General features: G+C 71.9%; 7 protein-coding genes. 2 read left to right on the plus strand and 5 right to left on the minus strand.

Translation table 11 applies throughout. The features are described from left to right. Positions 1–24: 24 nt before the first annotated feature. Positions 25–2,910 (minus strand): carbohydrate-binding protein, encoded by a 2,886-nt coding sequence (locus OG587_RS33985; RefSeq protein WP_329082610.1) that lies wholly within the window; start codon positions 2,908–2,910, stop codon positions 25–27. Between the two features lie 387 nt (positions 2,911–3,297). Here OG587_RS33985 and OG587_RS33990 point away from each other — a divergent pair, with 387 nt between their 5' ends. Beyond that, entirely contained in the window at positions 3,298–4,926 is a 1,629-nt protein-coding gene (locus OG587_RS33990) for a phospholipase D family protein (protein ID WP_329082612.1), read from the plus strand. Positions 4,927–5,001: 75 nt separating this feature from the next. Here the strand turns inward: OG587_RS33990 and OG587_RS33995 are convergent, their stop codons facing one another. Next, positions 5,002–6,057, minus strand: a complete 1,056-nt coding sequence (locus tag OG587_RS33995) for a hypothetical protein (RefSeq protein ID WP_329082614.1) — start codon at positions 6,055–6,057, stop codon at positions 5,002–5,004. A gap of 541 nt (positions 6,058–6,598) precedes the next feature. Next, positions 6,599–7,606, minus strand: coding sequence for a helix-turn-helix domain-containing protein (locus OG587_RS34000; protein ID WP_329082616.1), 1,008 nt, complete (start codon positions 7,604–7,606; stop codon positions 6,599–6,601). Between the two features lie 381 nt (positions 7,607–7,987). Here OG587_RS34000 and OG587_RS34005 point away from each other — a divergent pair, with 381 nt between their 5' ends. Continuing rightward, a complete protein-coding gene (locus OG587_RS34005) occupies positions 7,988–11,734 on the plus strand; it encodes an nSTAND1 domain-containing NTPase (RefSeq protein WP_329082618.1) in 3,747 nt (1,248 codons plus the stop codon). Between the two features lie 209 nt (positions 11,735–11,943). Here OG587_RS34005 and OG587_RS34010 read toward each other — a convergent pair whose 3' ends face one another. Then, positions 11,944–12,747, minus strand: coding sequence for an SAM-dependent methyltransferase (locus OG587_RS34010; RefSeq protein ID WP_329082619.1), 804 nt, complete (start codon positions 12,745–12,747; stop codon positions 11,944–11,946). Positions 12,748–13,098: 351 nt separating this feature from the next. Beyond that, positions 13,099–14,862: a discoidin domain-containing protein gene (locus OG587_RS34015; RefSeq protein ID WP_329082621.1), complete on the minus strand. Its 1,764-nt coding sequence runs from the start codon at positions 14,860–14,862 to the stop codon at positions 13,099–13,101. Between the last annotated feature and the right edge of the window lie 63 nt (positions 14,863–14,925).

Below are 14,925 nucleotides of genomic sequence, written 5' to 3' on the forward strand. Positions count from 1 at the left end.
TCCCGCCGCACCGGGGATTCGTCACTACTTGGTGATGGTGAGGGTGTCGACGTCCAACAGGGCGCCGGCACCACCGGTGAAGGTCAGGAAGATCGATCCTGAACCCGTCCCGGTGAGGTTGGTGGTGACGTTCTGGAAGGTGTCCCAGCTACCGGTGTTCGGCACGGCCACCGAGCCGAGCACCGTCCCGGTCTGTGAGCCCGCGCGGACCTGGATGGTGCCGCCGGGACCGCCCGAGGAGACGCGCGCGGTGAAGGTCTTCGCTCCCGGCGCGGTCAGCGTGGTGTAGCCGGCCCAGTCACCGTTGTCGATGTAGCCCATGGTGGTGCCGCCGCTCGCCCCGGCGTGGCCGGCCGGCTGCACGCCGAAGTTGGAGGTGTAGGCCTCCCCCTCGACCGTCGTGCTGGTGCCGCCGCTGCCGCCGGTGTTCAGGGTGAAGGCGTCCAGGTCGTAGAGGTTGCCCTGACCCGTGACCCCCTTGAAGACGAGGAACAGCGTGGTGGTGCCCGAGGGCGCGTTGCTCAGGTTGGCCGAGACGTTCTGGAAGTTCTCCCAGCCGCCGGTGACCGGCACGGTGGCCGTACCGAGCAGCGTGCCGGTGGCCGACCCGGCCCTCACCTCGAGCGTTCCGCCGACACCGCCGGAGGCGACGCGGGCGGTGATGGAGGTCGCGTTGCCGAGCGCGTACGGCGTGAAGGAGATCCAGTCGCCGTTGTCGATGAACCCGGCGGTCTTGGCGCCCTCGGCGGGGCCGTGCTCGGCGATCTGGATGCCGGACTGGGCGCCGAAGTGCTCGGCCTGACGGTGGCGAGGCTGCAGGGTGCGGGTGTTCTCGGTGGTCAGGCCGCCCTTGTCGGTGTAGCTGGCGACGAAGACGCCGTAGATGTTCGCGGCGCTGTCGTGCTCACCGTCGGTCGGGACCGCGATGGTTCCCGAGCAGCCGTTCTTGCTGGTGATCTCGTGTGCGTGGCTGTCGTGGCCCAGCAGGTAGGTGACCTTGACCTTGGTGCAGTCGATGGTCCCGTCCTCGGGGTCGCTCACGTTGACCTGGAAGGGCACCGTGTCGCCGAAGGAGAACAGCTGCCCGTTGACGGGCTGGGCGAGGTTCACCGTGGGCGCGGTGTTACCGACCGTGATGGTCACGTTGGCCGTGCCGGTCAGCCCGCCCGAGTCCCGCACGGTCAGCGTCGCGGTGTAGGTGCCGTTGGCCGTGTAGGTGTAGGTGGGGTTGGCCGCGGTGGAGGTGGCTCCGTTGCCGAAGTTCCACGAGTAGGTCAGCGCGCCGCCCTCGGGGTCGGAGCTGCCGGCCGAGGAGAAGGTGACGGCCAGCGGGGCGGCCCCGGAGGTCCTGTTCGCGGCGGCCTTGGCGATCGGGTTGCGGTTGCTGCCCCCGATGTACTCGACGCGGAACAGCGTCTGGTTGCCGGAGCCGGTGCCGTAGTCGAGCACGTACAGGGCGCCGTCGGGGCCGAAGGTCAGGTCCATGACCTGGGTGCCGGTCCACGGGAAGGCCTCGATCACGCCGGGCGCGCCGGAGGCGGTGACCTCGATGGCCTTGATCCAGCGGCGGCCGTACTCGGCGGCGAAGAAGCGGCCGTTGAGCGAGGCGGGGAACTTGATGGCCGAGTTCAGGGCCGCGTCGTAGCGGTAGACCGGGCCGCCCATCGGCGACTCGGAGCCGCCGCCGAACTCCGGCGGGGAACCGGCCTCGCCGCCGTAGCGGATCCAGCTCGGCTTGGCCGCGGGCAGGGTGGGCAGGCCCGTGTTGCGGAACGAGTTGTTCGTCGGGCCGCCGGCGCAGTTGTACTTGGCCTGGGACGGTCCGGACGGGAAGGTGTACTCGTTGTAGGTCTCGGCCGTGGTGTTGGTGCCGGTGCAGTACGGCCAGCCGTAGTTGCCGGGGGCCGTGATGCGGTTGAACTCCACCTGGCCGCCGGGGCCGCGGGTGGCGTTGGCGCCGCCGGCGTCCGGCCCGTAGTCGCCCAGGTAGACGATGCCGGTGGCCTTGTCGACGCTCATGCGGAACGGGTTGCGGAAGCCCATCGCGTAGATCTCGGGACGGGTCCTGGCCGTGCCCGGGGCGAACATGTTGCCGCTGGGGATCGTGTAGGTCCCGTCGGCCTGCGGCTTGATGCGGAGCACCTTGCCGCGCAGGTCGTTGGTGTTGCCCGAGGAGCGCTGCGCGTCGAACTGCGGGTTGCGGTCGGTGCGCTCGTCGATGGGGGTGTACGAGCTCGACTCGAACGGGTTGGTGTCGTCGCCCGTGGTCAGGTACAGGTTCCCTGCCGCGTCGAAGTCGATGTCACCGCCCACGTGGCAGCACTGGCCACGGTCGTTGGGCACCTGCAGGACGACCTTCTCGCTGGCCAGGTCCAGGGTGTTGTCGGCCTTGAGGGTGAACCTGGATAGGTTCAGGTGTCCCTTCCACTGCTCGAAGGTCGCCGCGCTGCCGCTGGTGGGCGCGTCACCGCCGGGGGTGTTCAGCTTCGGCGAGTAGTACAGGTACACGTAGCGGTTGGTGGCGAAGGCAGGGTCGATGGCGATGCCCTGCAGCCCCTCCTCGTCGTGCGTGTAGACGTCGAGCTTGCCGGCGGTCGCGGTGGCTCCGGCGGCGGTCGTACGGCGGATCGTGCCGTCGCGCGCCGTGTGCAGGATCGACCTGTCGGGCAGCACCGTCAGCGACATGGCCTCGCCGAGCTCGCTCGGGCCGGTGGCGAGGGAGACCTGCTGGTAGTCGGAGGCCGGGATGTCGGCCATCGCGCGGGCCGCCGCGCCGGTGGCCGACCCGGAGGCCGCGGAGGCCGTCGATCCGGGGGCCGCGTGGGCCGCCGGGCCGGTGGCCGCGGCGCCGGTGGTGATGAGCAGGGCTGCGGTCAGCAGCCTGGCCCACGGCCGAGGGCGTGGGGACATTGAGGGTCCTTTCCTGACTTGGGGGGGTCAGTCAGGCAAGGCGCGCGCCGCCGCGCTTATGCCGCCGGCAACGCTGTTACGCGCTGCCGGTGATACCGGGTTTGTTCGTGCGGTGGTGCGATGATGCGCGCAGTCCCGGAGGGTGCCGTCTCCGGGAACAGAGCTGTGAGAACCAGCGGTGCTTGCGAGAACTAACAGTCTGCTTTTTTCGCGACTCGATGTACGAGTTACAGATTTTTAACACGCAAGCAACTTCGTGTAAACCCCCTGTCAGAGCTTCCCAGGTCAGTCCCCTGATACGGGAGCGCCGGGAGTGCCACCGTCCCGCGCCCGGGAGCCAGGGGACGGGAGCCGGACCGGTGATCGTCCTACCCTCAGGGTGAAAACATGCAAAAATCGGGTAGATCGGGCATGGTGCTCGAAGACAACTGGTTTCTTGACCGCGAGGAGCGCGGCAACCCGGCGTCCCGGATCGACACCCGGCACGACGGCGGGACCGCCTGGTCGCACGGCAACGCCGTGCGACCCATACCCCACGGCGCGCCCTACTTCACCGAGCTGCTCGCCCGCGTCCGCGAGCTGCGCTCCGGGGACCTGCTGATGTTCACCGACTGGCGCGGAGACCCCGGGGAGAGGCTGGACGGCCCCGGCACGGAGGTCGCCGACGTGTTCGCCGAGGCCGCTCGGCGCGGCGTCGTGGTCAAAGGCCTCCTGTGGCGCTCGCACTGGGACAAACTCTTCTTCAGCGCGGAGGAGAACCGCCACCTCGGCGACATCATCGAGGCGGCGGGCGGCGAGTGCCTGCGCGACATGCGCGTCCCCCTCGCCGGCTCGCACCACCAGAAGCTCGTGGTTCTGCGCCACCGCGACGACCCCCGGCGCGACATCGCGTTCGTCGGCGGCATCGACCTGTGCTGGAGCCGCCGCGACGACTCCTCCCACGAGGGCGACGCGCAGGCCGCGCCCATGGCCAAGGTGTACGGCAGCCGCCCGCCCTGGCACGACGTGCAGGCCGCCATCCAGGGACCGGCCGTCGGCGACGTCGAGACCGTCTTCAGGGAGCGCTGGGAGGACCCCCAGCCGCTGACCCGCAACCCCGTGCACCGCGTCGCCGACCTGGTCCGGCGCGAGGACACCCGGCCGGATCCACTGCCCCCGCAGCCGCCCGACCCGCCCGCCTGCGGCCCGCACGCCGTACAGCTCCTGCGGACCTACGCCCACCGCAGGACCCGCTACTCCTTCGCCCCGCGCGGAGAGCGCAGCGTCGCCCGCGGCTACCTCAAGGCCCTTCGCCGCGCCCGCAGCCTGATCTACATCGAGGACCAGTACCTGTGGTCCCCCCAGGTCGCCGAGTCCTTCGCCGAGGCGCTGAAGGCCAACCCCGAACTGAGGATGATCAGTGTCCTGCCGCTCCACCCCGACCAGGACGGCCTGATCAGCGGTGTCCCGCAGATCCTGGGCCGCAACCAGGCGCTGGACGTGCTGAAGCGCGCGGGCGGCGACCGGGTCGCGGTCTACGGGGTCGAGAACCGGGAGGGCACCCCGGTGTACGTCCACGCCAAGGTCTGCGTCATCGACGACGTGTGGTCGACCATCGGCTCCGACAACTTCAACCGGCGCTCCTGGACCTACGACTCCGAGCTGACCTGCGCGGTGCTCGACGAGACCCCCGACGGCCGCGAACCCCTCGACCCCGGAGGGCTCGGCGACGGCGCCCGCCGCCTGCCCAGGGACCTGCGGCTCACCCTCGCCCGCGAACACCTCGACCGGCACGGAGGCTCCGACGCGGACCTGCTCGACCCCGCCTCCTTCTTCGACGCCTTCGCCTCCTCGGCGGCGGAGCTCGAACGCTGGTACGCCGGGGGCCGCCGGGGCCCCCGCCCGCCCGGACGGCTACGCACGTACGAGGTGTCACGGATGTCCCCGTGGACCACCGCCTGGGCCACCCCGTTCTACCGGTTCCTCTGCGACCCCGACGGCCGCCCCCGTGCCATGCGCCGCGCCGGGAACTACTGACACGCGGTCCGCGGGCGGTCGCACGGTCAGGTGCCGCCCGACCGCCCGCGTACCCGGCCTCTCGGGCCGGTACGGCTAGGGCAGGCCGTTCCTGTCCTTGTAGTCGTTCCAGACCCGCACGCAGTAGGCGTGGCGCCAGTCCCCCGAGGGCAGGTGACGGCAGGCGTAGGCGGCGCTGATGCCGGCGCTCCCGCCGCCTCCGGTGGCCGGCGGCCTGCTCCTGGAGGCCGAGGGCGACGGCGACCTGGTGACCGGTGCGCCCGTCCTGCCCGCCCGGGGCTTTGACCTGCCCTCCTGCGCCCCGGAACCGGAACGCGACCGTCCCGCCGTCCCGGCGTCCCCGCCGGTGTTTCCCGCCCCCCTCCCGGTGCTTCCATTCCCCCGCCCGCTCTCCTGCCCGGCGCTCCTGCTTGTCCGCCCGCTCTCCTGTCCGGCGCCTCCGGTCCCCCGCCTGGTGCCGCTCTCCGGCGTGGCGGCTCCCGTCCCTCCCGACCCGGCGGCGGCCCGTGCGGAGCCGCCGCCCTCGCGGTGCCGGCGGGCCCGATCGACCGGCTTGACCGGCCTCTTGACAGACTTGGCCCGTTCCACCCGCTCGACCCACTCGTCCCGGGTGTTTCCGGCGGCGGCGGAAAGGGCGCGTTCCGCCGGAAGCACCCGCACCGGGTCACGGCCCGGGATTCTCCTCTCCCCGCCGGCCCCCTCCGCATCCGATCCCCTCCGGCCCTCGGGAGCCCTCCGCTTCCCCGCCGGAGCCTTCGCGTCCACCCCGGCCGCCACCGGGCCCCGCGAGGGTGTGATCACTACGTCGTGCCCCTCGAAGCGGCGTTCCCCCGGAGGCGCGGGCGACGTGCCCGCGGTGGGCACCCCCTCCCACGGGGACCAGCCGGACGACCAGACGCCGACTCCCGCGGCGGCGAGGAACCCGGCGATCAGCGCGGGCCTCAGGAGCTGGTCGCGCGAGAGCCGCGACCACGGCCGCCGCCACGGGCTGGGAGGCGGGGGCATGGAGAACGGCCTGCTGTCGAGGTATGTCCGGGAGCGATGGACCGGTGAACACGTGACAGCGTTGTCGGCGTCGTCGGCGTCGTCGGCGTCGTCGTCCTTCCGGTGCCGCGCGGGCCCGCGCGGCACCCTCGCCCCCTCCCCCTCGCGCCGACCCGGCCACTCCACGGGAAGCGCCTGCCCCGCCGGCGTCCGGGACTCCGGAGGCCGTAAGGGCCGCGGGACTTCGGCCGGCTCCGGAGGCCGTACGGATCGTGGAGGTTCGGCCGGCTCCGGAGGGCCCGGAAGTCCGGTGGCGTGCGGCGGCTCGGCGGGCGACGGGGGCTGCCGGAGCGGCGGGTCGCTGTACGGCATGCGTCCCCGCGGTCTCGCCCTGAGGCCGTGGCCGTGAGTCCGATCGTGCTCACCGTGCATCTCGCCTCCCGTGTCGCGTCTGCCTCCCCACCCTGGCAAAATCACCCACTGTATGCGGCCGATGACAGTACGGTCTTACCGATCTGTTATCAGCACCAGTCCGCAAAGACAAAGAAATGCGGTGAAAGACGGCCCTTACCGAGATCTTCGATCTCCATCGGGCGGCGACGGCACTCCCCGCCCGCGCGGTGATCTCCCGTGCGCGACGACCTGCCGGTTCGTGACGCCGGGAGAACCCTCCCGCCGGGCGGGCCGGTCAGCGTCCGGCCATCATGTCCGGCGATTTCCGCAGGGTGTGCCGGTAGGTCGCGGGCGGGGCGCCGTACGCGGCACGAAAGATCCGGTTGAAGTGCGACTCGCTGGTGAAACCCCAGCGAGTGGCGATCACGCGGACCGGCAGGCCGTCCTGCGCGGGATCGGCCAGGTCCCGGCGGCAGCGTTCGAGCCGGCGCCGCCGGATCCAGTTCGCCACGCTGAGTCCCTGCTCCTCGAACAGCTTCTGCAGATACCGGGTGGAGATGGCGTGGGCGGCGGCGATCCGCGAGGGCGACAGGGCCACGTCGCCCAGATTCCGCTCGATGAACGCCTGGACGCGCACGGTCAGGACCGCCCGGGAGGCGTCCAGCTCCCCGGCCCGCCCCGCGGCGAGCCGCTGGGACAGCAGGGCCGCCACCAGGTCGAGGACGACCATGGAGACCTGGACGGCCTCGGCGGACGACAACGGGTCACGCTGCTTGATCAGCTGGTGGAGGATCCCGGACAGCAGCGCGCCGACGCCGTCCTGCCCCGGCAGCCGCACCGCCGGGAGCCGTGCGACCTCGGTGGCGGCGAGGGGCAGGATCTCCTGGGGAAACTGCAGGATCAGGCCGTCCGCCGGTTCCCCTGGACACCCGTTCCGCGTGCGCGCCGGATCGTCGGCCACCATCCAGGCGTCGAAGGGGAGAGAGGTGTCGTACAGGACCAGATCCGTCGGTGCGAGCCCCGCGCCCCGGGCCTGCCTCCAGGGCTCGGGGGATTCAGCGAGGGGCAGCGACAGCTGGTACAGGCCCGGCCCCGGCCGACGGACCCGGCGCCGGGCGTGCCGCGCCTCGAACGAGGCGTGGCGCACCCACGTCAACCGCACCGCGCCCAGGTCGACCAGGTGCATCTCGGCCCAGAAACAGTGCCCTCCGAAGCCGGGTGCCCCCGCGTGGACCACCGGCCCCGCGACGGCCCCCCGGCCACCGAAGCGTTCACCCGCGGGAGATTCGTCGAGGCGCGTCATAAAGAAAACCCCCTGTTTTCTCGCAGCCTTCTCATGGGACCCCTGTGCTCCGCGACGAGACTGTGTCGTGCGGATACCTGTGTCCCTGTGTAGAGGCGGACGGATTGTTTGGCACCCCGTTTCACCGGCCCAAACAAAAACCATCGCCGGATGCGCGCACCTGCCAGGCCGTGGGCCGGGGAGTCGGAATCGTGAATGTGCGGGCCGGAGTCGCGGCGGGTGAGCCACACTTTCCGGTGTGGGAGCCGAACGCGCGGGCATGCGGGTCGAGGAGGTGGCCGGTGCCGGTCGGGGTGGCGCGGTTCTCACGCCACGCCGGCGTTCACCGCACGCGGGTCGTCTTTCTGTGACGGTCGGGCCGAGCGAAGGAGAACATCGGGAGTGAGCCGTCGTGAGGTGCCGGTGGATCCCGCGGCCGGGCCCGTCCAGCGTTTCGCCTACGAGCTGCGAAAGCTGCGGCAGGAGGCGGGTCCCGTCACCTATCGCGAAATGGCCCGGCGGGTGGACTACTCGGTCACGACGTTGTCGCAGGCCGCCGCCGGTGAACGTCTGGCGTCACTGCCGGTCGTTCTCGCCTATGTGCGGGCGTGTGGCGCCGATCCCGCGGAGTGGGAGGCGCGCTGGAGAAAAACCGCCGGGGAGGTCGTCGCCGAGGCCGTCTCCGACGACGTGACCGACGCGCCGTATCTGGGACTGGCCTCCTACCAGGCGCGGGACGGCGACCGTTTCTTCGGGCGGGATCGCCTGGTGGCCGAGCTCCTGGAGCTGGTGGGCCGCCACCGGTTCACCGGGCTGTTCGGCCCCTCGGGCAGCGGCAAGTCCTCCCTCCTGCGAGCCGGCCTGGTGCCGGCCCTCCGGCTGCCGTCCGGCGGGGGGAACACCGGGATCCAGGTGCTCACCCCGGGCGACCGCCCCCTGACGACCCACCGCGACCGCCTCCTCGCCTGCGGGAACGGTTCCGAGGCGGACGGGGCCGACCCCGAGACGGGCGAGACCGATTCCGGGACCGGTGGGGACGGACCCCGGACCCTGGTGGTGGTCGACCAGTTCGAGGAGCTCTACACGCTCTGCGGTGACCAGGACGAACGTGCCGGGTTCATCGACCTGCTGCTCGCCTCCCGCCGTCCGGGGAGCCGGTTCCGGGTGGTCGTCGCGGTGCGGGCCGACTTCTACGGGCGATGCGCCGAGCACCGCGAGCTCACCCTGGCCCTGCGGGACGCCACCTTGCTGATCGGGCCGATGAGCCGGCAGGAGCTGCGGGAGGCGATCGTCAAGCCGGCGACGGGCGCGGGCCTGATCGTGGAACGGGAGCTGAGCGCGAGGATCGTCGAGGAGGTCGCCGACGAGCCCGGCGGCCTGCCGCTGATGTCGCACGCCCTGCTGGAGACCTGGCGCCGGCGCCGGGGCCGGGCCCTGACCCTGGCAGGGTACGAGGCCGCCGGTGGTGTCAGCGGCGCGATCGCGCACACCGCCGAGAAGGTCTACACCCGGCTGTCGCCCGCCCAGGCCGTACACGCCAGACGTGTCCTGCTGCGGCTGGTCAACCCGGACGGGGAGGGCCGGCACACCCGGCGCCCGGCCGTCCGCGCCGAGCTCGACCCGGGCGGGTCGGCCGACACCGCGCTGGTGCTGGAGCAGTTGGCCCAGGCCCGGATGATCACCCTGTACGAGGACACCGTCGAGATCGCGCACGAGGCGCTCATCGCCTCCTGGCCACGACTGCGCGAGTGGATAGACGGCGAGCGCGAGCGGCTGCGCCTGCAGCGCGACCTCACCGAGGCGGCCAGGACCTGGGAGGAGCTGGGCCGCGACCCCGGCGCCCTCTACCGGGGGACGCGCCTGGCCACCGCCGGTGCGCTGCTCACCCGGCAGGAGGACCTCACCGTACCGGAACGCGCCTTCCTCACCGCCTCCAACCGGGCGGCCTCGCGCGCCGAGCACGCCGCCTCGCGACGGAGAAGGCTGGCGCGCGTCGCCGTCGCCGCGCTGGCCGTCCTGACGGTCATCGCCTCGGCCGCGGCCCTGACCGCCGTCGAGGCGGCGGGCCGGGCCGACGCGCGGGAGAAGGAGGCCCTGTCGCGCCTGGTGACGATACACAGCGAGGGGCTCGCGGACACCGACCCGGTCCTGTCGGGCCTGCTGGCCGCCGCCGCGTGGCGTTTCCTGCCCACCGACGAGGCCCGCTACGGCATGGTCACGGCCCTGGCCACCTCCGTGAAGGGCGTCCTGAACGGTCACACCGCCTCCGTCACCGCGGTGGCGTTCAGCCCCGACGGCAGGACACTGGCCACCGCAGGCCAGGACAGGAGCGCCCGCCTGTGGGACGTGGCCACCCGCCGCCCGATCGGCGCGCCCCTCACCGGCCACGACGGCTGGATCACCGCGCTGGCGTTCAGCCCCGACGGTAAGACGCTGGCCACCGCGGGCGGTGACGGCACCGCCCGCCTGTGGGACCTCGCCACCCGCCGCCCGATCGGCGCCCCCCTCACCTCCCGGACCGGCCGTCCCGGTCTTCTCACGACGGTGGCGTTCAGCCCCGACGGCAGGACGCTGGCCACCGCCGGGGTCAACGACGCCATCCGGCTGTGGGACGTCGCCACCCGCCGCCCGGCGGGCCTCTCCCCCACCGGGCACGGCGACTGGACCAACGCGCTGGCCTTCAGTCCCGACGGCAGGACGCTGGCCACCGCGGGCGGCGACGGCACCGCCCGCCTGTGGAACCTAGCCACCCGCCGCCCGATCGGCGACCCCCTCACCGGGCACGGCGAGCGGATCAACGCGGTGGCGTTCAGTCCCGACGGCAGAAGGCTGGCCACCGTGGGCGGTGACGGCACCGCCCGGCTCTGGGACGCCGGCACCCGCCGCCCGGCCGGGCCGCCCATCACCGGCCATCCCGGGGCGCTCATCGCGGTGGCGTTCAGCCCGGACGGCACCACCCTGGCCACCGCGGGCGGCGACGGCACCGCCCGCCTGTGGGACGCCGGCACCCGCCGCCCGGTCGGACCGCCGCTGACCGGGCACACCGCCACCGTGACCGCGCTGGCGTTCAGCCCGGACGGCACCACCCTGGCCACCGCGGGCGGCGACGGCACCGCCCGCCTGTGGGACATCGTCGTCCGCCGCCCGGTCGGACCGCCGCTGACCGGGCACACCGCCACCGTGACCGCGCTGGCGTTCAGCCCGGACGGCGGGCTGCTGGCCAGTGCCGGTGGCGACGGCACCATCCGGCTGTGGGAGGCGGCCGCCCACCGCCCGGCCGGGCGACCGCTGACCGGTCACAACGGCCCCGTGACCGCGCTGGCGTTCACCCCGGACGGCGGAGGGCTGGCCACCGTCAGCGGCGACGGCACCGTCCGGCTGTGGAACACCGTCGGCCGCGCTCCGGCCGGCATCTCCTTCGCCGGTTACGTCGGTATCGCCGAAGGAGTGGCGTTCGCCCCGGACGGCCGGACGCTGGCGACCACCGGAGACGACGGCACCACCCGATTGTGGGACGTCATCACCCGCCGACCCATCGGCCCGCCCCTCACCGGACACACCGGCCCCGTCACCTCGGCCGCGTTCAGCCCCGACGGCCGGATACTGGCCACCGCCGGAGACGACGGCACCGCCCGCCTGTGGGACGTCATCACCCGCCGACCCATCGGCGCCCCCCTCACCGGACACACCGGATCCGTCACCGCCCTGGCGTTCGCCCCGGACGGCCGGACGCTGGCGACCACCGGAGACGACGGCACCACCCGATTGTGGGACGTCATCACCCGCCGACCCATCGGCCCGCCCCTCACCGGACACACCGGCCCCGTCACCTCGGCCGCGTTCAGCCCCGACGGCCGGATACTGGCCACCGCCGGAGACGACGGCACCGCCCGCCTGTGGGACGTCGCCACCCGCCGACCCATCGGCGCCCCCCTCACCGGACACACCGGATCCGTCACCGCCCTGGCCTTCAACCCCCACGGACACGCCCTGGCCACCACCGGCGACGACGGGAGCGTCCGGCAGTGGAAGGTGGACATGCCGTTGGACCCGCTCTCGTCGATCTGCGCGGTCGCGGGGCGCTCCCTCACACCGGTGGAATGGCAACGGTACGTACCGGGCCAGACCTTCCAGAAGACCTGCCCGTGACGGGCCTCGCGAGGACGGCGAGGGGGACGGCGCCTGGCGGAGGCCGCGAAGGCGCACAGGAAGGTGCTCACACCGTCGCGGACCGTGTCGGCGAGGTCGTCCGGGCTGACCGGGCCTTCTCCCTGCGGGTGACAGCCCAGTCCCTTTACAACGTAGATTTTTAAGATGGAGGAACGGGGAGGGCCTGCGCAGGCCCTCCCCTTCGAATGTCAGCGCTTGTAGGCGATCCCGCCGTACATGAGCTGCTGGCCCACGGTCAGCCTTCTCGGGACGGATCCTTCTGGCCGCCACAGGGGCAGCGGGACGAGGCCCGGTTCGAGCAGTTCGAAGCCGTCGAAGAAAGCGGTGATCTCCTCCGGCGTCCGGAACCGGCCGGTACCGAGCAGCGCGAGATACTTCTGCTCCGCGTCGCGCGACTCCTGGGTGGAGGCGCAGAAGTGGGTGATGAAGAGGTAGCTGCCCGAGGGGACCGCCGCCATGTAGGCCTCGACGATCCCTCGGGGGTCGTCGTCGTCGTGCAGGTGGTGCAGGACACCGACCAGCATCACGCCCACCGGCCGGTCCAGGTCGATGAGCCGCTTGACGGCCGGGTCGGCGAGAATCGCCGCCGGGTCGCGCAGGTCGGAGGGGACGACGGCCGTACGGTCGTTCTCGGCCAGCAGTGCCCGCCCGTGGGCCAGCACCATCGGGTCGTTGTCGACGTAGACGACCCGCGACTCCGGATTCGCGCCCTGCGCGACCTGGTGGGTGTTCTCCACCGTCGGCAGCCCCGAGCCGAGGTCGATGAACTGGGTGACGCCCTGTTCCGCCAGGAACCGCACCCCCCGGCCGAGGATCTCCCGGTTGTAGGTCGCCACGTCGTAGATCTCGGGGACGACCTTCACGATCTCGGCGACGAAGGCGCGGTCGACCTCGAAGTTGTCCTTGCCGTTGAGGACGACGTCGTAGGCCCTGGCGATGCTCGGTCGTGTCGTGTCGATGCCGCTGTTCCGCTCATCCCGCTTGTCGGTCACAGGGGTCCTTCCTCGCGATCTCGGGGCGATCGGGATGATCATATGGCCTTAAAGGCCGATGTAGGCGACTTTTCGACTATGACCGAGGTCTGGCATCCGGACATCCCGAATCCGTCACCGACTCCTTTTCCCGGACGTGCCCCCGGGTGCCGCTCTATGGATCTTTGCCAGCGGCTCGACGGTCCTCGTCCACGTAAAGCGTCGGACCTGACGGATGAGAAGTGAAGACGACCGACGCCGTTATGTATATGCGGCGAAAAGCGTTGAATGACCGATCTGGCCTCGGGATCGGGAAAGGCCGCCTCCGACGATCGGAGGCGGCCTTCGGCCCGCGCGGGCGGACCGGGTGGATCAGGGGGTGACCGGAATGTTGGTCAGCCCGGAGCGGGCGTTGGTGACGGTGTTGGAGGAGTACACGACGTTGGGATTGCCGCTGCACTTGGAGGTGGAGGTGATCCTGATGGCGTAGGCGCCCACGCCGCCCAGGTCGGAGCGGTTCGCCCGCCACACGTTGCCGCAGCCGTTGGCGAACGACGGGGTGGTCGACGGGTTGTGGGTCTCATAGCCGTTGACGAAGGTACCGGGAGAGGAGAAGGTGCCGGTGTTGCCCTCGATCAGATAGCCGATGCCCTTCGCGTCGATCCAGGAGTCGGCCGAGTTCTGTCCCGATATCCCTCTGCCGTTGAAGGTGTTGCCCCGGATGACGCCGTCGAAGGTGCCCTCCTTGATGTCGACGTGCTCGGCGGCGACGTTGGGGCCGATGACGTTGTTGAGCACCTTGACCCGGTCGCTGCGGTCGACCCCGCCGGAGTTCCCGTGGCAGGACCAGTTGGAGTTCGCCGAGCCGATGTAGACGGCCTCCCCGTATCCGGCCTGCACCAGGCCGGTGTTGTCGATGCGGGAGTTCTGGATGACGCCGTCGTAGGAGGACCTACGGAAGTGCACGGCCTCGTCGTCGGTGTGGTGGACGTAGACCTGGTCGATGGTCACGTGGTGGGAGTTGTCCAGGACGATCCCCTTCTTGGAGTCCTTGACGGTGAAGCCGGTCAGCTTCCAGTAGGGCGCGCCGTACAGCCACAGGCCGTAGCCGGAGTCCCACCCGTTGCCGGGAGCGGGGCATGAGGGGGCCGTTCCCGACGGGCCGTCGTTGACCAGGACGGCGCCGGCCGGCCCGGTCAGCGTGATCGGCGCGGACGCCGTACCGGCGCGCTGGGTGGCGAAGGCGCCGCGATATTCGCCGGCCGCCAGGCGGATCGTCTGCCCCGGCTGGGCGCCGGCCAGCGCGGCGACCAGCTGCGCGGAGGTGGCGACGTCCACCGTCGAGCCTCCGCCGCCGCTTCCGGTCTGGGCGGTGACGGCCGCGCCGGCCGCCGAGCGGTTACCCGCCGCGTCGCGGGCACGGACGGTGTAGGTATAGGAGGTCAACGCCGTCAGACCCGTGTCGGTGTGACTCGTACCGGCCACCGTCGCCACCAGCGTGCCACCCCGGTAGACCTCGTAACCGCTCACCCCGACGTTGTCGGTCGCCGCGTTCCAGGCCAGCGACACACTGTTCGCCGTCGTCCCCGTCGAACGCAGGCCGCCGGGCACGCTGGGGGCGACGGTGTCGCCCCCGCCCCCGGCCGGGGAGCCGTAGACCTCGAACTCGTGCAGCGAGTAGCCCCAGGCGGTGCCCCGCGCGGTGCCGTACACCCGCACGTAGCGGCCGGTCCCCGACACCGTCAGGTCGTCGATCGTGCCGTCGCCCGAAGTGGTGGAATACACGCTGGTCCAGTCACTGCCGTTGGGAGAGACCTCGATCCGGTAGGCCGAACCGTAGGCCGCCTCCCAGTCCAGCCGCACCCGGGAGATCGTGTACGAACCCCCCAGGTCGACCTGGATCCACTGCGGGTCACTGCCCTCCGCCGACGCCCACCGGCTGGAGGTGTTCCCGTCCACCGCCAGGCCCGCCTCCAGGCCCGCGGCCTCGATGGAGGAGGCCGTCGCGGGCCTGCCCTGGGACACCAGCGAGTCGGCCGACGTCCGAGACGAGCTGGATGCGATCGCGGCCGTCGGCAGTGACGCCGCCAGCGCGACCACGAGTGCGAGGGTCCTCGCACGTGCACTTCGTTTCACGAATGCTCCGATTCCTCCGGCGCGCCGTGGGCGCGCGGGTCGTACCGCGTATCGCGGTCGGAA

The sequence above is a fragment of the Streptosporangium sp. NBC_01469 genome (assembly GCF_036227305.1).
In the GTDB taxonomy this organism is placed as follows: domain Bacteria; phylum Actinomycetota; class Actinomycetes; order Streptosporangiales; family Streptosporangiaceae; genus Streptosporangium.